This is a genomic window from Pseudomonas sp. 18-147 (assembly GCF_051048045.1).
Taxonomy (GTDB): domain Bacteria; phylum Pseudomonadota; class Gammaproteobacteria; order Pseudomonadales; family Pseudomonadaceae; genus Pseudomonas; species Pseudomonas aeruginosa.
The window spans coordinates 5,367,773-5,384,968 of record NZ_CP182296.1 but is presented as its reverse complement, the minus strand read 5'-3'; the positions used below and the strand labels follow the sequence as shown (position 1 = coordinate 5,384,968).

Here is a 17,196-nt window from a genome sequence, read left to right as displayed (position 1 = left end):
CCCGCCGGCATGGCGGGCGGGAGCTTGCTCAGAAGTAGCGGGTCGCTTGCAGCCACAGCCGGGGAGTGCGCTCGGGCTCGATGTTGTTTTCCTGGCTCAGGGGCCAGGCGGCGGTCAGGCTGACCTGGTGATCCGTTCCGTACCAGGTTGGGCCGCTGCCGACGGCGGCCATGCGGTTGCGATTGCCTTCCGTGGTGTTGGGGTGCTTGAGAAATTTCACCGCGCCCTGGTCGACGAACGAACTCAGCTGCCAGCCCGGAGCCAGGCTGTAGCGCAGCTCCGCACTGGCTTGCCAGCCTTCGTCGCCGTAGCCCTTGTAGCTGCCCAGGGGGAACGCCCGAACGCCGTAGGGGCCGCCCATGTCGAACTGTTCCGCGCTGTCGAGGTTGCCGCCGCTCCACTGGGCGTTGAGTTGGGCGAACAACTGCAGGCGGTCGCCCAGGTGCTGCAGGCGTACGACGTTGAGCATGATCTTGTCGAAGCTGCCGGCGGTACCGATGGTGTAGCGGTCCAGCAGCCGCTCTTCGGCGGAGTCGATGGCGAGCTGGCCGTGGGCATAGGCCAGCGAGAAGCCGCTCTGTCCACCGCCGAACAAGCGGTCCTGGGCGTTTCCGCTGATGCTGGCGGTCCACAGGCGGATCTCCTTGCGGCTATGCCTCCCGGTACGCTCCTGGTCATCGCGAAGTCGCTTGTTTTCATATTGCAACTGGGTGGACAGGCTTAAGCTACGGCTACGCAGCAGGGGCTGGCTGACGAACAGACTGTCGGTAATGGCCCGGCCATGGGCATCCAGGCGCGAGAAATCGCGTACCAGTCGATAGGTCGTCTCGGCGTGGGCCAGTCCGATGCGCGTGCCTCGGGAACCAAGGGGCAGTTGATAGGCTGCACGGTAGTAGCGTTGGTGCCGGTCGCTGCCCAGCAGGCTCAGTCTCGCCTGGTCGCCCAGTCGCAGCGGGCTGTTGAAGTCGAGGGTGGTTCCCAGGCGATATTCCCCCATGTAGCGGCCGCCATAGTTGTCTGCCTCCAGCCTGCCGCCGACCAGCGGGCCGGGGCGGGCCTCGACGCGCAAGTCCGTGGTTCCCTGCGCCTGGCCCGGCAGCAGGGTGCCTTTGGCCTGGAGGCCGGGAATGTCGCTCAGGAGCAGAAGCGCACGCTCCAGCTCCGAGCCCTGGACCGCGGTATCTCGTTCGAGTGCGCTCAAGGGGCGGAGTAGAACGCGGTCCAGCGTTCGGGACGTGTTGTGCAGTTCGATCCTGCCGTAGCGTCCCTCGAGCACTTCGATGCGTACCGTTCCATCCTGGATTTCCTGTGCCGGGAGGAAGGCGCGCGCCAGCACATATCCCTTTTCCTGATAGAAATCGCCGATGCGGGCGGCGGCGGCGTGCAATTGGCTCAGATTGAGTTCCTGGCCCGGCAGGTCGTGCAGGAGCGCCAGCAGGCGTCGATCGTCGAACTGCCTGTTGCCGCTGAGTTGGAAGCGCTTGACCAGCACCGTCGGGCCGCCCTCTTCGGCAGCCCGTGATACGCCGTCCTCGGGGCTGGGGCGCTCGGCGTCCAGTTCCACCGGCGCGGGCAGGTTCAGGCGTCGGCTTTCCACGTCACGCAGCGCCTGCCCCGCATCCGGGGCGGCATTGGCAAGGCAGGACGACAACATGGCCATTCCCATGAGGCCCGTACGGAGCAGCGGTCCGGCCCTGAGGGATTGAACGATCGAAGTGGAACTGCCGGAAGGCTTTGGGGAGGGCGGCGGGAAAGAAAGGCTAGCCTGGTTACGCGGAAAAGCTGGATGCATGGTCAATCGGCCCGGAGCGCGGTTCTTGCAGGGAAAAGAAGCCGATATCCGCAGGCATGTGCAGAACGATCGGTTTCAAGGCGGAGAATCGAGTGGGCGATAGCCTGGGGCGAGGCTGAAACGGCGACAATCGTAGTTTTCTGGCGTTGGCCGGTAGAACTTCTTGGTTTTCGTAGGGGACTGGGAGGACTGCTGTAGGAAAAAACTCCGGTGATAACGGGCTCGGCTGCGGAAGCGGCGGAAACAGTGGGGCGGAAGTAGCGGCTGAGCGCGATTCCGTATCGCGACCGTGGCGGTCATGATCAAAGCGCCTGTCCGACTATCGCCCGCCGTTCGATCTGGCGGCTGGAGCATGGGCAGGACGCAGCGCTAGAATTCCGTCTCGGTTTACGGTCCCTCTCAGGCTGAGCATCAACGGCGTGTGTCTTTCGGTTCTTTTTCGCGGCGTTCACCCATGACCGGCACCAAGCCCAAAACGCCCGTAGCCCGCTATTTCCACCAAGAGGCGCAACGGGGCGGCTATGTGCTGGACGCAGCCCAGGGCAATGCCATTCTTCATCTCGATCGATTGGCGGAGCGCTTGCGTCGAGGTCCGTCGCTATTCCGGCAAGCGCCGCGCAGCCTCTACCTGTGGGGGCCGGTCGGGCGCGGCAAGAGCTGGCTGATGGATGGCTTCTTTCGCAGCGCCGATTTGCAGGGCCTGCGCCGGACGCATTTCCATGCGTTCTTTCGCCGGCTTCATGACGGCATGTTCCGCCGCCAGGGGCGGCCCGATGCCCTGGGCGGTGCGCTCGACGAACTGCTAGGAGACTGCCGGCTGCTTTGCTTCGACGAATTCCATGTCCACGACATTGGCGACGCGATGCTGATAACACGCCTGTTCAGGGAGCTGTTCCGCAGGAAGATCACCCTGGTCTGCACCTCCAACTACGCGCCGCGGCAACTGCTGCCCAATCCGCTCTACCACGAACGCTTCCTGCCGGCGATCCGGTTGATCGAGACGCGCATGGAAGTGCTGGAAGTAGCCGGCGCCCGGGACTACCGGACGATTTCGCCGCGGCAGGAGATCGCTTCCGGTTATGCCAGCGGCGGGTATTGCTGGCCAGCCTCATGCGCTTGCCTGGACGAGCTGGGCTTGTCCGCGCCCGAGCCCTCGCAACGCGTGACCCTGCAAAGCGGCGCGAGGACGTTGCAGGCGCGCGCGGTGTGCGGCGACCTGGTGTGGTTCGCCTTCGCCGACCTTTGCGAGGCGCCAACCGCGGTGATGGACTACCTTGCCCTCGGCGAACGCTTCTCTACCTGGGTGCTGGAGGGCGTACCGCCGATGGCGCGCTGTTCGGTCGCCGCCCAGCAGCGCTTCATCAATCTCGTCGACGTCCTTTACGACAATGACCGGCGTTTTTTCCTGAGTGCCGAAAAGGCGCTGCCGGACCTGGTCGAGGGCAGCGACCTGCCTGCGGACATGCAGCGTACCGCCAGTCGGCTGGCGCAGTTGCGCCAGCTTCGCTGTTGAAGGAACGCCCCGCGCCGACGGCAAACGGGGCGTAATGGCTCAGTGCAGCTTGAGGCGTGGCTCGGTGCTGCGCAGGCGGCCGCTAAGCATCAGCATCGCGGTGCGCAGCGGACCGTACAACGCCATCTGGTGCATGCGGTATAGCGATACGTAGAACATCCGCGCCAGCCAGCCTTCGAGCATGACGCTACCCATCAGATTGCCCATCAGGTTGCCGACCGCGCTGAAGCGCGACAGCGAGATCAGCGAACCGTAGTCGCGGTAGTGATATTCGCCCAGCGGCTTGCCTTCGAGACGGGCACGTAGCGATTTCACCAGCAGCGAGGCCTGCTGGTGCGCGGCCTGGGCGCGCGGCGGCACGTTGCGCGGTTGCTCTCCCGGTTGCGCCGGCTGGGGACAGGCGGCGCAGTCGCCGAAGGCGAAGATGTCGTCGTCGCGGGTGGTCTGCAGGGTCGGGCGGACCACCAGTTGGTTGATACGGTTGCTTTCCAGGCCGTCGAGTTCCTTGAGGAAGGCCGGAGCCCGGATGCCTGCCGCCCAGACCTTGAGCGTCGCCGGGACGAACTCGCCGTCGCCGGTCCAGAGGCCGTCCGCATCTACCTTGCTCACCGCGGAGCCGGTCATCACCCGTACGCCGAGCTTGCTCAGGGTCTGGTGCACTGGCTGGCTGATACGCTCGGGCAGCGCCGGCAGCACCCGTGGGCCGGCTTCGACCAGGCTGATGTGCAGGTCTTCCGGGCGGATCCGGTCGAGCCCGTAGGCGGCCAGCATCTGCGCAGCGTGGTGCAGTTCCGCAGCCAGTTCGACGCCGGTGGCGCCGGCGCCGATGATGGCGATACTCACTGCGTTGTTGTTCGCGTCGTGCCCGGTATGCGCACGCAGGTACTGGCCGAGCAGCTGGCGATGGAAGCGTTCGGCCTGGGCGCGGGTATCGAGGAAAATGCAGTGTTCCGCAGCGCCCTCGGTGCCGAAGTCGTTGGTGGTGCTGCCGACGGCGATCACCAGGGTGTCGTAGGCGATGTCGCGCTCGGGAACCAGTTCAACGCCATTCTCGTCCACCAGTGCGGCCAGGCGGACCCGCTTGCCGGCGCGATCCAGGCCCTGCATGCGGCCGAGCTGGAATTCGAAGTGGTTCCACTTCGCCTGGGCGACGTAGTTCAGCTCGTCCTCGGAGGAGTTGAGCGAGCCGGCGGCGACTTCGTGCAGCAGGGGTTTCCAGATGTGGGTGAGGTTGGCGTCGACCAGGGTGACCTGGGCCTTGCCGCGTTTACCCAGGGTGCGGCCGAGACGGGTGGCGAGCTCCAGCCCGCCGGCGCCGCCGCCGACGATCACGATGCGATGGGACATGTGGATATCTCATAGTGGGAATTCCGTGAGGCGGTCGTCGGGAGCGTGGCTCGACCGGACGACTCAGGCCAGGTAGCTGAGGAGGCGGCTGAGCAGGCCCAGGCCGATGACCACGGCGAGCAGGACGAACATCAGGAACCACGGGCGGAACGGCGCACGCTCGACCTGGTGCAGCGGCGAGGCGAGGTACTGCTCGACCTTCTGCTGGTCTTCGGGGCTCAGTCGGCTGGACATGGCAGGCCTCCGTTTTCGATGTCGGTCATTCTAGACAGACAGGGGGCTCGATCACCAGCGGATCGTCGAGGCGGATCACTCCGCTGCCGATCACCCGCGCGGTGATGCCGCCCTGTTCGCGCACGCTTTTCAGCGTGCGGTGGTCGATGTGCTTTTCCAGGCGTCCGCAGGGTTGGTACCAGCCAGTGGTTTCCAGCAGCGCGCCGCCGAGGCGGAAGCGACGGTCCTTCAGGCTGAGCAGGTTGATGCCGGCGACGGCGATGTTGCGGCGCATCTCGTTGGGCAACAGCGGCCTGCCCAGCAGGGTACCGAGGGCCTCGATATGTTCCCATTGCACCAGGGTGACCTGGCGCGGCGGGTGCGGGTGGTCGCCCGTCAGTCCCAGGCCGCGCCGTGCCTCCACCGCCTCCAGTTCCTGGATCGGCGCGCGGCTGCCGGAGCGCACGCCGATCCACTTCACCCGCCCTTCGCTCACAGGCCTACCCCGGCGTCGAACAGGATGCTGCGGCCGAGGTTGGCGCGCAGGAATTCGGGGGCGCCGGAGTGAGCGAAGAGCACCCGGGCAAAGGTCGGACCGACCATCGACAGCGAGCGCCAGCCTTGGCGCAGGTATTCGGTGGGCGGCGGGAAGGGCGTATTGAAATCGGGCACCGCGCGCTTCAGGTTGACGAAGGCCAGCAGGTCCAGTTCGCCGTGGTCGATGCCGCGCTCGCTATAGTTGTGCGCCTTCTTGCGCAGGGTTGGCGCCAGCCGTGCCTGCAGCTCGGCGGCGGCGATCCGTTGTGGCCGCTCTTCGCGGCGGATCAGTTGGCGCAGGCTGACGGCCTGGCGGCGACGGGTCAGTTCCTCGCGCCACTCCTCGTTCAGCCGGCGACCTTCATCGAGGACGAAGAACACCTCGAAGCCGGCACCCTTGAACAGGACGTCCGGCGGCTGTTCCCCGGGGGCGGCGAAATCCTCCTGGCGATAGGGCACGTTGAGGGCCTCGAGGAAGCGCTGGCAGACCCAGCGCTCGCGGTCCCATTTACGTGCGTTGGAGAGGAAGTCGTTGGCTTGTTCGGCCTGACGGGTGAGCAGGCGCAGATAATCCGCTTCGTTCATGGGCTCAGCTTAGTCTGCCGGCGGGCCCGCTTTCCAGCCCACAGGCGCTCCGGCCGCGACAATCCGTCCCGGAGCGCGCCAGCGGCGAGGCTCGGTGTACACTGCCGTTCCCCTTGGGCCGGAGCCGTTCCGATGCAACTTCGCAGCGTCATCGCCGCCGATCACCCGGCACTCTTCGCGCTGTGGTCGCGAACGCCGGGTATTCGCCTCCGTGCGGAGGACGCCTATCCCTTCTTCCTCGCCTATCTTCAACGCAACCCCGGGCTGAGCCTGCTGGTCGAAACCGAAGGGGAGGTGATCGCCTGCCTGATGGCCGGGCATGACGGTCGCCGTGGTTACCTCCAGCACCTGGTGGTCGATCCCGGTTATCGAGGGCTGGGGCTGGCGCGGCAGATGCTCGACGAGGTGTTGGCGCGTCTGGCGAGGGAGGGGATCGGCAAATCCCATGTCTTCGTCCTGGATGCCGCCGAGGAGGCACAGGCATTCTGGCGAGCCCAGTCGGGCTGGGAGCGGCGCAAGGACATCCAGGTATTTTCCACTCGGGAGGGACACGCGTGAAACGATTGCATTGGGTTCTGCTGGGCATGCTGCTGCCCGGCCTGGCGCTGGCCGTGGAGAAGGGCTCCACCCTGGAGCCCTGGACGTTGCAGGACCAGTTCGAAAAGGCGCACTCGCTGGACGACTCCACCCGGGTCCTGCTGGTGGCGCGGGACATGGACGGCTCGAAGCTGGTCAAGGCGGCGCTGGCGGAACGCCCAAAGGGCTACCTGGAGGCGCGCCACGCGCTGTTCCTGGCGGACATCAGCCGCATGCCGGCGCTGATTTCCCGGCTTTTCGCGGTGCCGGCCATGCGTGACTACAGTTATCCGGTGCTGCTCGATCGCGACGCGGCCATCGCTTCTCGCTATGCCTCGGACGAGGGCAAGGTGCTCTGGGTCAGGCTGGAGCAGCGCCGCGTGTTGGAAACCCGCCAGTTGGATTCGCCGGTGGCCCTGCGCATCGCCCTGGAACAACTGCAGCCGTGATCGCTGCCGAGTTGCTGTCGGCGGAAAGCCTGGAACTGGGCTGGGCCATCTATGCGCCGGTGCTGCTGCTCGCCGCCTGGCGCGCGCCCTGGGTCGAGCTGGTCAGCGATACCCGCCGCCAGCACCTGGTGTTCGGTACCATGCTCGGGCTGTTCCTGCTCTGGCTGGTGCGCCGGGACTTCGAATCGGGGCTGTCCTTCCATTTCATCGGCATGACCGCCGTCACCTTGCTGCTCGACTGGCCGCTGGCGATCGTGGTGGGGTTGGTGGCGCAACTGGGCTTGTGCCTGCTCGGCCGCCAGGATTGGCTGGCGATCGGCGTCAACGGCGTGCTGCTGGTGGCGATCCCCGCGCTGATCGCGGAGCTGGCGGCGTTGTTCGTGGAAAAGCGCCAGCCGCGCAACCTGTTCGTCTACATCTTCTGCTGCGGTTTCTTCCCGGCGGCCCTCACCGCGGTGGTGGTCCTGCTGCTCGGCCTTGGCGTGGTCTGGATCGACGGCCTTTTCCCGATGCCGCCCTGGCTGGAGGACTTCGCCGGTTACCTGTGGCTGATCATGTTCCCCGAGGCCTTCATCAACGGCACGGTGATCACCGGCCTGGTGGTCTACTACCCGGAGTGGCTGGAAACCTTCAATCGCACGCGCTACCTGCAGGCGCCCTGGAAGGACGAAGAGCGCAAGCCCTGATGACCAGTCATTCGCCAGGTTCATGGCGGGCAGCGGCTGACTTGCGTCAGTGTTTCGGACGAAGCCGGCCGCGATCCTGCCGTTTTCCCAGGTGAGGAGCGGAACATGGGTGTCCATGAATGGGCCCGAGAGGGCCTGCGAGAGTTGCTGTCGAAGAGCGACGAGGCGGACCGGGCAATGCGCCTGCGCGCGTTGCTCAGCGCAATCGTCGAACTGAACCGGGCGGAGCGCGATGCTGGCGACCTGGCCAGCGAACTGCAGTTTCTTGCGGAGAATCTCGACGACCAGCGCGACTACGCTTTCATGCGCCCCTGAAGGAACGGGCCAGCCGGATTGGCTGGCCCGTTGCGTTCAATGCTCGCGAGGCGGCAGGTCGGCGGAGAAGATGTCGTCTTCCAGGGTGTCGCCGGGGATCGCATGTTCCTCGGCGGCCCAGGCGCCGAGATCGATCAGCTTGCAGCGGTCGGAGCAGAAGGGGCGGTACTTGTTGTCGCTTTTCCATTCGACGGGCGCGCCGCAGGTCGGGCACTCCACGGTCAGGGGCTGGCTCATGCTCGGCCTCCTCGCAAGGTCAGGTAGAAGGCGTGCAGTCGTTCGACTTCACGCTGCAGGTGGGACAGGTCGCCGTCGTTGACCAGCACGTCGTCGGCGTGCTTCAAGCGCTCGTCGCGCCGGGCCTGGGCCTGGAGGATCGAGCGCACCTGCTCCTCGGAGACCTTGTCGCGAAGCATGGTGCGCTGTAGTTGCAGATGTTCCGGGGTATCCACCACCAGCACGCGGTGGGTCATCTGGCGCTGGCCGGACTCCACCAGCAGCGGCGAGACCAGGATGGCATAGGGCGATTCGGCCCTGGCCAGGTACTGGACGATCTCCGCGCCGATCAGCGGGTGCAGCAATTGCTCCAGCCAGCGCCGTTCCTCCGGCGCCTGGAAGATCCGCTCGCGCAAGGCGGCGCGGTCGAGCTGGCCATCGGGCAGGAGGATGCCGTCGCCGAAGCGTTCGACGATCTTCGCCAGGGCCGGACGCCCCGGCTCCACCACCCAGCGGGCGGCATGGTCGGCGTCCACCAGGTGGACGCCGAGGGAAATGAAATGCTCGGCGGCTGCGCTCTTGCCGCTGCCGATACCGCCCGTGAGGCCTAGTATCCAGGGTTGGGTCATTTGAATCCGGCGAATTGCAGATAGGTCCGGGTTATTTGATCACCCCAGAGCAAAGCAATCCACCCGGCAATCGCCAGATAGGGACCGAAGGGGATCGGCGTGCCGCTTTCGGCGTTGCGCAGGCGCAGCATGATCACCCCGAGGATCGCCCCGACCAGCGACGACAGCAGGATGGTCAGCGGCAGGATCTGCCAGCCGCCCCAGGCACCGAGCATGGCCAGCAGCTTGAAGTCGCCGTAGCCCATGCCCTCCTTGCCGGTCACCAGCTTGAACAGCCAGAACACCGACCACAGGCTCAGGTAGCCGAACACCGCGCCGAACAGCGCATCGTCGAGGCTGGCGAAGAGGCCGAAATGGTTGGCGATCAGGCCCAGCCAGAGCAGCGGCAGCACCAGCACGTCCGGCAGCAGTTGGTGATCGGCATCGATCAGGCTCATCGCCAGCAGGCCCCAGGTCAGCAGGAGCATCGCGCCCGCCTGCCAGGTGAAGCCGAAATGCCAGGCGACGTAGCCGGAAAGCAGCGCGGTGGCCAGTTCCACCAGGGGGTAACGTTTGCCGATGGCGGCCTTGCAGGACGAGCACTTGCCGCCCAGCGCCAGGTAGCTGACCAGCGGGATGTTTTCCCAGGGGCGGATCTCGTGGCCGCAGCGCGGGCACGCCGAATTCGGCAGCACCAGGTTGTAGGTCGCCTGCTTGGGTTCCGGCTCCAGCCCGAGCGCTTCGCGGGCTTCGGCCTTCCAGTTGCGCTCCATCATCTTCGGCAGGCGATGCACGACGACGTTGAGGAAGCTGCCGACCAGCAGGCCAAGGAGGATGGCGCACAAGACAAAGGCCAGCGGATGGCTGGCCAGGTAGTCGAGGAGGGGCATCAGTTATCCGACGACGTTGCCGAGTTGGAAGATCGGAAGGTACATGGCCACGATCAGACCGCCAACCAGTACGCCGAGAACGGCCATGATCATCGGTTCCATGAGCGTGGTGAGGTTGTCCACGGCGTTGTCGACTTCCTCTTCGTAGTAGCTGGCGACTTTGCTCAGCATCTCATCGAGCGAACCGGACTCCTCGCCGATGGCGGTCATCTGGATCGCCATGTTGGGAAAGACGCTGGTGGTGCGCATGGAGAAGTTGAGCTGCATGCCGGTGGAAACGTCTTGCTTGATCTTGCTGACCGCGTTCTTGAACACGATATTGCCGGTCGCTCCGGAGACGGAGTCGAGCGCATCGACCAGGGGAACACCCGCGGCGAAGGTCGTGGACAAGGTCCGTGCATAACGGGCGACCGCAGATTTGTAGACGATGCCTCCGAAAATGGGAAGTTTGAGGATCGTTCTGTCGAGTGTGTCGCGGAATTTTTTCGAGCGTTTATGCAGTTCCTTGAAGGTAAAGCCAATCGCCCCCACACCAACGATGACGGCAAGCCACCACTCCTGTAGGAACTCGGATAAATTTACGACCATTTGAGTGAATGCAGGCAGCTCTGCGCCAAAACCTTGGAATACGGATTGGAACTGCGGAACGACCTTGATCAGAAGAATGGCGGAGACGATCAAGGCAACGATGATGACGGCGATAGGATAAGTCATCGCCTTCCTGATCTTTGCTTTTAACGATTCCGTTTTTTCCTTGTAGGTCGCGACTCTATCCAGCAAGTTTTCCAAGGCGCCCGATTGCTCGCCGGCATCGACCAGGTTGCAATAGAGTTCGTCGAAGTACTGTGGTTTCTTTCTCAGTGAGTTGGCCAGGCTGTTGCCCGAGGACACTTCCTGCTTGATCTCATCCACCAACTTGCGCATGTTGGGATTGTCGAAGCCTTCGCCGATGATGTCGAACGATTGCAGGAGGGGAACGCCAGCGCCCATCATGGTCGCCATCTGCCGGGTGAACAGGGCGATGTCCATGGGTTTCACTTTCTTGCCTGCGCCCAGCAGGGAGATACCTTTCTTGCGTACCTTGAGCGGATTGATGCCTTGCTTGCGCAGATGGGCCTTCACCAGCATGGGATTCTGCCCGGTCAGTTCGCCCTTGACCTTGGCGCCTTTCTTGTCGGTGCCCTCCCAGATGAAAACGCTGGTTTTTAACGCTTTGTCCGCCATGGATTAATCCTTGGTCACGCGGTTGACTTCCTCCAGGCTGGTGATCCCCTGCATGGCTTTCAGCAGGCCTGAGGTGCGCAGATCGTTGAAGCCTTCTTTGCGGGCTTGCTCGGCGATCTCGATGGAGTTGCCTTCCTCCATGATAATCCGCTGCAGGGCCGGGGTGTTTTTAACTACTTCATAAATACCGACACGGCCCTTGTAACCGTTCTTGCAATGGTCGCAGCCCACCGGCGAATAAAGCTTGAAGGTGCCGATCTTGTCTTCCGGGAAGCCCTCGTGAAGCAGGGTTTCCCTCGGCACCTCGTGTTCTTTCTTGCAGTGCGAACAGAGTTTCCGCGCAAGGCGCTGGGCGATGATCAGGTTCACCGAGGTCGCCAGGTTGAACGCCGGCACGCCCATGTTCAGCAACCGGGTCAGGGTCTCGGCGGCGCTGTTGGTGTGCAGGGTGGACATCACCATATGCCCGGTCTGCGCCGCCTTGATGGCGATCTCGGCGGTCTCCAGGTCGCGGATCTCGCCGACCATGATCACATCCGGGTCCTGGCGCAGGAAGGCGCGCAGCGCCTGGGAGAAGTCCATGCCCTGGCGCGGATTGACGTTGACCTGGTTGATGCCTTCCAGGTTGATCTCCACCGGGTCTTCGGCGGTGGAAATGTTGATGTCGGTGGTATTCAGGATGTTCAGGCCGGTGTATAGCGATACCGTCTTGCCCGAGCCGGTGGGGCCGGTGACCAGGATCATGCCCTGCGGCTGCTTGAGTGCGGCCAGGTAGAGTTCCTTCTGGTCCTCCTCGTAGCCGAGGGCGTCGATGCCCATCTGTGCGCTGGAGGAGTCGAGGATCCGCATCACGATCTTCTCGCCCCACAGGGTCGGCAGGGTGTTGACGCGAAAGTCGATGGACTTGGTCTTCGAGACGCGCATCTTGATCCGTCCGTCCTGCGGTTTGCGTCGTTCGGAGATATCCAGGCCGGCCATTACCTTGAGACGAGCAGAGATACGACTGGCCAACTGGATCGGCGGCTTGGCCACTTCGTGGAGCATGCCGTCGGTACGGAAGCGCACCCGGTAGATCTTCTCGTAGGGCTCGAAGTGCAGGTCGGAAGAGCCGCCCTTGATGGCATCCAGCAGCATCTTGTTGACGAAACGTACTACAGGTGCGTCGTCCGCTTCTGCGCTGGCATCCTCTTGGGTGGACTTGTCCGCGCTACCGATATCCAGTCCCTCGAGGTCGACATCGTCGAGGCCTGCGAGACCGTCGGTAGCGCTTTCGAACAGCTTGTCGATGGCCAGGCCAAGCTTGTCGTCTTCGACCAGAATCGCTTCGGTCGTCAGGCCGGTGCTGAACTGGACATCATTGATGGCCTGGTGGTTGGCGGGGTCGGAGATGCCTACAAAGAGCTTGTTGCCGCGCCGCCACAGAGGGATGACCCGGTGTTGGCGGACCAGCTTTTCGCTGATGGCGTCCCGCGGAAAGCTTTCCTTGTCCAGGCTATTCAGGTCGCAATAGGCGATGCCGAACTGCTCGGCGGACAATTCGGCCAGGGCCAGGCCGCTTACCAGCTTGCTCTGCACCAAGTGCGTCACCAGCGACAGCTTGTTGCGCTGCGCCTGCGCCTGGGCCTGCACGGCGGTCTTTTCGTCGAGTAGATTGGCTTGGACGAGCTGTCGGGACAGGCCGCTCAGTTGGATGCTGTCGTTCATGGGGAAGGAATCGCAGAAGGGCTATTGAGGTGCCTTATAACGCAGATAACAGGGGCTGCCAAATCGAGGAAATCCAGCTGTCAAAAAATGTCACATCCTGTCCGTTTTAAGTTTGACTCTCATCGAGAAAGGAACCCAGTTTCCTTGATCGTGGCGCGGTTTGATATTTGGCATGGTAAGTGCTTGTTGAGGTTCAGGCGTTAGGCCTATACATAATCAACGGAGAGATTCATGAAAGCTCAAAAAGGCTTTACCTTGATCGAACTGATGATCGTGGTTGCGATCATCGGTATCCTGGCGGCAATTGCCATTCCCCAGTATCAGAACTATGTTGCGCGTTCGGAAGGTGCTTCGGCGCTGGCGACGATCAACCCGCTGAAGACTACTGTTGAAGAGTCGCTGTCGCGTGGAATTGCTGGTAGCAAAATTCTGATCGGTACTACAGCTTCTACTGCAGATACCACCTATGTAGGTATTGATGAGAAGGCAAATAAACTTGGTACCGTAGCTGTAGATATTAAAGACACAGGCGATGGTACTGTAAAATTTACTTTTGCAACTGGTCAGTCCAGTCCGAAGAATGCGGGCACGGCAATTACTTTGAATCGTACTGCTGAAGGTGTATGGACTTGCACCTCTACTCAGGAAGAGATGTTTATTCCTAAGGGTTGTAATAAGCCTTAATAGCTGTTTTTGTTGATTGGTGTCGATCGGTATTGAGATCATTCCAGTTGAGTGATACCTTACCGCCGCCGCCGGATTAGCTCAGTCGGTAGAGCAGCTCATTCGTAATGAGAAGGTCGGGGGTTCGATTCCTCTATCCGGCACCAGTAAAACCGGGACTTCCAGCCACTTGATGCCCTGATGCAGTAGCTGCCATGGGTGCATGGTGGGTGCAGAAGCCCCAAAAGAAAGCCCCGTCCTGAATCGTTCAGGCGGGGCTTTTCTATGCCGGCCAGCTCAAATGTCTGTCGTCAGTTCCAGCAGGGCAACCGGGTGGCCTGCGTCGCTCCCGGTAAGCTCGATCCTCGCTTTCCCGCTCTCATCGCGACTGCGGTTGCACTGTTCGGCGGTGACGGCCCGTATATCGAAAAGCCGAACGAGCTGGCCGACTTCGCGCACCTCTTCATCCTCCGAATAGCCTACCAAGAGCAGTTCTGGATCCAGCTTCGAGAGTTGATCGATCAGATCTTTTACCTTCATCGTGAACACATCCTCATTGTGGTTACCCGGGTAATTCTAGCCCGCTACCATTACATCGAGGGCTGGGCTCGACGAGACCTCGTGTCGAAGGTTTCTTCCGGCAGATTACAGTCGGGCGAATGAGGCGCTGGAGATCGGCTGGAAAATCAGCCGATGTGCCGGGAGGACTTACGGCACGTGTCTTCGGGGGAGGGTGCAAAAATATTGCAGCCCCCTGGCTGAGACATGCCGAAAATTCGGCTGATGTGGCGGGAAAGCCTCTGGCACATGCGACGGGCACGATTTTGCGCCCGTATCGGGGGCCGATCCATCGTCGATCCCCTGGCGATTGGTCCGGCAAGGTGGGATTTTCTCACTTCCCCCCATTGGTGGTTGTGAGATAACGCCGCGTTAGTCAATGGCTCAGTTCGGAACCATCTCGCCCGGTAACGCGATCAACGTTAGTCCACCGTTAGCCAACGTTGCTCCAACGTTGATGCCCAGGCATGCGCCGGGCATGGCCTAGGCAGTGTTCAGGCAATGCCTCTGAAACGCGTTCAGGTGCATGACCTGCCCCTGTGACAGGAGCGTGACCTGTCCGCATCCGAAGTGGAAACTCCGCGGACGTCCCGCCAGAGGCCGCAATTCTGCGGGGCCTGACCGTCTCCTCAAAATTGCGGGCACGGTCGCTCGATCATCTCCTGAAAATTCAGGGCATGTTCACTACGAAAGTTTCGTAGTGGTGGCTTCAGCCGTCCGGCGTGAGGGTTTTACGAAATTCTCGTAATACTCCGAATCAGGGGCGCGCGGGCCAAGCGTACGCATGGCGTTCGGCTGGTTGTTCCGACGAAATTCATCCGCAGTCAAAACAACGTTTTGCGTCCTTTTGCCTGGGCGAGATGCCGGAGGCTTTACCTGCATTGCAGGAGATCCAAAACAGCGGATTTAGCGGTTTTGCCGAGGTAGTGTTTCTCGACCCCGGGGCCAACGGGGCAGCCCCCCCATTTGCCGATGCGTCGCCGACATTCGTTGAAATCTATCTCCGTGACAGGTATTCCCCCAATGGGGGCGGACGCCCAAAGCTTTCTGGGTATCCTGGGAAGTCCGATTATCGGACCTCAATCTGAAGACGGATGATCCGGCATCAAGCCCGGCCACCCGCATTTGAACGGCGGCTGGGTGTGCTCAGTTTTGAGCATACCCATCCACCATTGTTGGGGCAGCGGCCAAGCACTACACAAATCGGACAGTGTGTCCAAAAGGGGCTGCGGATCGCGCAGGCCCTTGGGCAGGATGCAGGCGGGCTGCCCTAGCGGTTCGACACTTCAGCCAGTGGCGAAGGTGTCCGTCCTCCGCTGGAGGTTTGCCCCGACGGTGGCCGACAGGGCAGGCCGACTGCGCCACCTCGTCCGAGGTCGGTAGATTCCTGGCTTAATCACCTTGGCCGCGCGCTTGCTCCCGTCTGGCTCACGGACAGAAATTTTCGTAAACGCCCTCGGTTCTTAAGACTGGCTCACGGAATACAGTGAACATCTATACGAAACTCGACTGCCGGCTATGATCGGCAATGGATTTGGGGCGAATAGTAAGCCGGGTAGATGATCGAGGGGGGCTTCATTGCGAACAGGGATGTGGCAGGAAATGGAGGTTCTTTGTAGGTGCTCATCAAATCCGTTCGATCTTCTAACAGCGAGACGCGAGTGAGTGGGATGGGTGAGTGAAGCACGTCCACGAATCACTCCGCCCCATGTTTGTCCGGTTTCGCAGTTGCGGGCCGGGCTTTTTGTTGTCCCGGAGAAAGGATAGATGAGGACTAAGACACGTATATCAGCCCTTAGGATGTCGCTTTTTATGGCGTGCTTATTGCCCCCGCTATTCTTTGCTCGGGACGTTAATGCACAACAGTTTTATTGGGTTTTGGTATTTCCTTCTGCTGTTTCTGGGGGGAGCTACAGCTCACCGTCGTCGGCGTGCGCTGCTGTGTTCGACTATTTCAAGTCGAGAACTAACTGGATCGAATCCGTGGAGCCTGTGCGAAGAAATGACAGGGCTTTTGATTGCTTTGCGCGTGGCACGGATCCTTCTGGAAGTGCGCACTCTGGAAATGTTGGAGCTATCTCTAGATTTGGCGATTCGTGTCCTTTAGGTGCTGAATATAATGCGGCAACAGGCAGTTGTGATTGTCGCCCCGGTTACGAAATGGATGACTCTGGCTGTAAGCTTCCAGATAAAAACGGCCCCGAAAAGGGACCGCCTCCACCAGAGGGCTGCGCAGGAAATCCGGTCAATATCGCCAATGGCAATAAATACCAAGTTGAACACGACTTAAGTATTCCGATCCCGTTGAGCCGGTACTACAACGGCCTGGACGGCTTGTGGCGACACTCGTATTCTGCGCGTATAACACGCAAGGATGATAGCTTCCTACTCTACCGCGAAAACGGAAAAGTCTCGGAGTTCACGGGATCCGGAAAAGATCTAACCTCCATCACAGACCTGGGCAGGCTTAGCCGGTTACCAGGAAAGTTTAGCTACACCTCCGAACTCAACGAAGTGATGGAGTTCGACCAGAATGGAATACTCACTAAACTCACCACCAAGGAAGGTCGCAAGTATCGTGTAGAGCGAGGCGCTAATCTTACGATTAGCGACGAGCATGGCAACAAACTCGTTCTCTCGGAGGGAGCCAACCATCAACTCCTTCGCGCTCAGACAGGGGGTATATCCATTGAGTATACATACGACAAGGAACAGCGACTCACTTCGGTAACACGAACAGATGGGCAATACAGCACGAAAACACAGTACCTCTATGACGACCCGAGGAACATAAAACTACTTACAGGCATCCTGAATAACAACAATCGCCGCTTCGCCACCTGGACCTACGACGACCAAGGCCGCGCCATCTCCAGCGAACACGCCAACGGCGCCGAAAAGGTCACCCTCGCCTACAACGATGACGGCTCCACCACCGTCACCAACGAATACGGCAAGCAGGCCACCTACCGCTTCCAGGTGATCCTGGGCATCAAGCGCATCGTCGCCATCGAAGGCGAACCCTCTCCCAACTGCCCCAGCAGCAATTCCACCTTCACCTACGATGACCAGGGTCTACTCACCAGCAAACGCGACAACAACGGCAACCTGACCACCTACCAGTACAACGCCCGTGGCCTGGAGACCTCGCGCACCGAGGCCGCCGGCACTGCGCAGGCGCGCACCATCACAACCGACTGGCACCCGACCCTGTTCCTCCCGGTGCAGGTCAGCGAGCCCGGCCGGATCACCCGCTACCAGTACGACGCCGAGGGACGCAAGACCGGCGAGACCGTCACCATCCGCTGACAAGGACGACA

General features: G+C 61.7%; 18 protein-coding genes and 1 tRNA gene. 8 read left to right on the top strand and 11 right to left on the bottom strand.

Going from position 1 to position 17,196, the window contains the following annotated elements:
- Positions 1–28 precede the first annotated feature (28 nt).
- Positions 29–1,666 (bottom strand): ShlB/FhaC/HecB family hemolysin secretion/activation protein, encoded by a 1,638-nt coding sequence (locus ACM0M4_RS25570; protein ID WP_025271357.1) that lies wholly within the window; start codon positions 1,664–1,666, stop codon positions 29–31.
- A gap of 547 nt (positions 1,667–2,213) precedes the next feature.
- On the opposite strand from ACM0M4_RS25570, the gene zapE reads away from it, so the two are divergent.
- A complete protein-coding gene (gene zapE, locus ACM0M4_RS25565) occupies positions 2,214–3,305 on the top strand; it encodes a cell division protein ZapE (protein WP_079741993.1) in 1,092 nt (363 codons plus the stop codon).
- A 39-nt stretch (positions 3,306–3,344) separates the two neighbouring features.
- On the opposite strand, the gene ACM0M4_RS25560 is transcribed toward zapE, so the two are convergent.
- The 4 genes from ACM0M4_RS25560 to ACM0M4_RS25545 all read right to left on the bottom strand — a co-directional run bounded on the left by ACM0M4_RS25560 (position 3,345) and on the right by ACM0M4_RS25545 (position 5,987).
- Positions 3,345–4,652, bottom strand: a complete 1,308-nt coding sequence (locus ACM0M4_RS25560; RefSeq protein ID WP_003112837.1) for an NAD(P)/FAD-dependent oxidoreductase — start codon at positions 4,650–4,652, stop codon at positions 3,345–3,347.
- 63 nt (positions 4,653–4,715) lie between these two features.
- Positions 4,716–4,886 carry a DUF3094 family protein gene (locus ACM0M4_RS25555; RefSeq protein ID WP_003094672.1) on the bottom strand — a complete coding sequence of 57 codons (171 nt, stop codon included), beginning with the start codon at positions 4,884–4,886 and terminating at the stop codon, positions 4,716–4,718.
- A gap of 25 nt (positions 4,887–4,911) precedes the next feature.
- The gene (locus tag ACM0M4_RS25550) at positions 4,912–5,361 is read right to left on the bottom strand and encodes an MOSC domain-containing protein (protein WP_003094670.1); all 450 of its coding nucleotides are present in this window, start codon (positions 5,359–5,361) and stop codon (positions 4,912–4,914) included.
- The gene (locus tag ACM0M4_RS25545) at positions 5,358–5,987 is read right to left on the bottom strand and encodes a DUF1780 domain-containing protein (RefSeq protein WP_003094668.1); all 630 of its coding nucleotides are present in this window, start codon (positions 5,985–5,987) and stop codon (positions 5,358–5,360) included. Before ACM0M4_RS25545 ends, ACM0M4_RS25550 begins: the two co-directional genes overlap by 4 nt.
- Before the next feature lie 132 nt (positions 5,988–6,119).
- On the opposite strand from ACM0M4_RS25545, the gene ACM0M4_RS25540 reads away from it, so the two are divergent.
- The 4 genes from ACM0M4_RS25540 to ACM0M4_RS25525 all read left to right on the top strand — a co-directional run bounded on the left by ACM0M4_RS25540 (position 6,120) and on the right by ACM0M4_RS25525 (position 8,013).
- Positions 6,120–6,545 (top strand): GNAT family N-acetyltransferase, encoded by a 426-nt coding sequence (locus ACM0M4_RS25540; RefSeq protein ID WP_003116252.1) that lies wholly within the window; start codon positions 6,120–6,122, stop codon positions 6,543–6,545.
- Positions 6,542–7,012 (top strand): hypothetical protein, encoded by a 471-nt coding sequence (locus ACM0M4_RS25535; protein WP_003094664.1) that lies wholly within the window; start codon positions 6,542–6,544, stop codon positions 7,010–7,012. The genes ACM0M4_RS25540 and ACM0M4_RS25535 overlap by 4 nt, the downstream gene beginning before the upstream one ends.
- The gene (locus ACM0M4_RS25530; protein WP_003103868.1) at positions 7,009–7,698 is read left to right on the top strand and encodes an energy-coupling factor ABC transporter permease; all 690 of its coding nucleotides are present in this window, start codon (positions 7,009–7,011) and stop codon (positions 7,696–7,698) included. The genes ACM0M4_RS25535 and ACM0M4_RS25530 overlap by 4 nt, the downstream gene beginning before the upstream one ends.
- A 105-nt stretch (positions 7,699–7,803) precedes the next feature.
- Positions 7,804–8,013, top strand: coding sequence for a hypothetical protein (locus ACM0M4_RS25525; RefSeq protein WP_003094660.1), 210 nt, complete (start codon positions 7,804–7,806; stop codon positions 8,011–8,013).
- Between the two features lie 36 nt (positions 8,014–8,049).
- On the opposite strand, the gene yacG is transcribed toward ACM0M4_RS25525, so the two are convergent.
- The 5 genes from yacG to pilB are packed head-to-tail and all read right to left on the bottom strand — an operon-like array spanning position 8,050 to position 12,655.
- Positions 8,050–8,250, bottom strand: a complete 201-nt coding sequence (gene yacG, locus ACM0M4_RS25520) for a DNA gyrase inhibitor YacG (RefSeq protein WP_003094656.1) — start codon at positions 8,248–8,250, stop codon at positions 8,050–8,052.
- Positions 8,247–8,858 (bottom strand): dephospho-CoA kinase, encoded by a 612-nt coding sequence (gene coaE / locus ACM0M4_RS25515; protein WP_003112838.1) that lies wholly within the window; start codon positions 8,856–8,858, stop codon positions 8,247–8,249. The genes yacG and coaE overlap by 4 nt, the downstream gene beginning before the upstream one ends.
- Positions 8,855–9,727 (bottom strand): type IV prepilin peptidase/methyltransferase PilD, encoded by an 873-nt coding sequence (pilD, locus tag ACM0M4_RS25510; RefSeq protein ID WP_003125204.1) that lies wholly within the window; start codon positions 9,725–9,727, stop codon positions 8,855–8,857. Before pilD ends, coaE begins: the two co-directional genes overlap by 4 nt.
- Before the next feature lie 3 nt (positions 9,728–9,730).
- Positions 9,731–10,951, bottom strand: coding sequence for a type 4a pilus biogenesis protein PilC (gene pilC / locus ACM0M4_RS25505; protein WP_003112840.1), 1,221 nt, complete (start codon positions 10,949–10,951; stop codon positions 9,731–9,733).
- Positions 10,952–10,954: 3 nt separating this feature from the next.
- Positions 10,955–12,655 carry a type IV-A pilus assembly ATPase PilB gene (gene pilB / locus ACM0M4_RS25500; RefSeq protein WP_003112841.1) on the bottom strand — a complete coding sequence of 567 codons (1,701 nt, stop codon included), beginning with the start codon at positions 12,653–12,655 and terminating at the stop codon, positions 10,955–10,957.
- Positions 12,656–12,886: 231 nt separating this feature from the next.
- Here pilB and ACM0M4_RS25495 point away from each other — a divergent pair, with 231 nt between their 5' ends.
- Together ACM0M4_RS25495 and ACM0M4_RS25490 are read left to right on the top strand one after the other, a co-directional pair.
- Positions 12,887–13,339, top strand: a complete 453-nt coding sequence (locus ACM0M4_RS25495; protein WP_028681203.1) for a pilin — start codon at positions 12,887–12,889, stop codon at positions 13,337–13,339.
- 70 nt (positions 13,340–13,409) lie between these two features.
- Positions 13,410–13,485, top strand: a tRNA-Thr gene (locus ACM0M4_RS25490).
- Between the two features lie 130 nt (positions 13,486–13,615).
- Here the strand turns inward: ACM0M4_RS25490 and ACM0M4_RS25485 are convergent.
- A complete protein-coding gene (locus ACM0M4_RS25485) occupies positions 13,616–13,858 on the bottom strand; it encodes a hypothetical protein (RefSeq protein WP_023109353.1) in 243 nt (80 codons plus the stop codon).
- 2,178 nt (positions 13,859–16,036) lie between these two features.
- On the opposite strand from ACM0M4_RS25485, the gene ACM0M4_RS25480 reads away from it, so the two are divergent.
- On the top strand, positions 16,037–17,185 hold the full coding sequence (locus ACM0M4_RS25480) for a DUF6531 domain-containing protein (protein WP_172773772.1): 1,149 nt from the start codon (positions 16,037–16,039) through the stop codon (positions 17,183–17,185).
- Positions 17,186–17,196 lie beyond the last annotated feature (11 nt).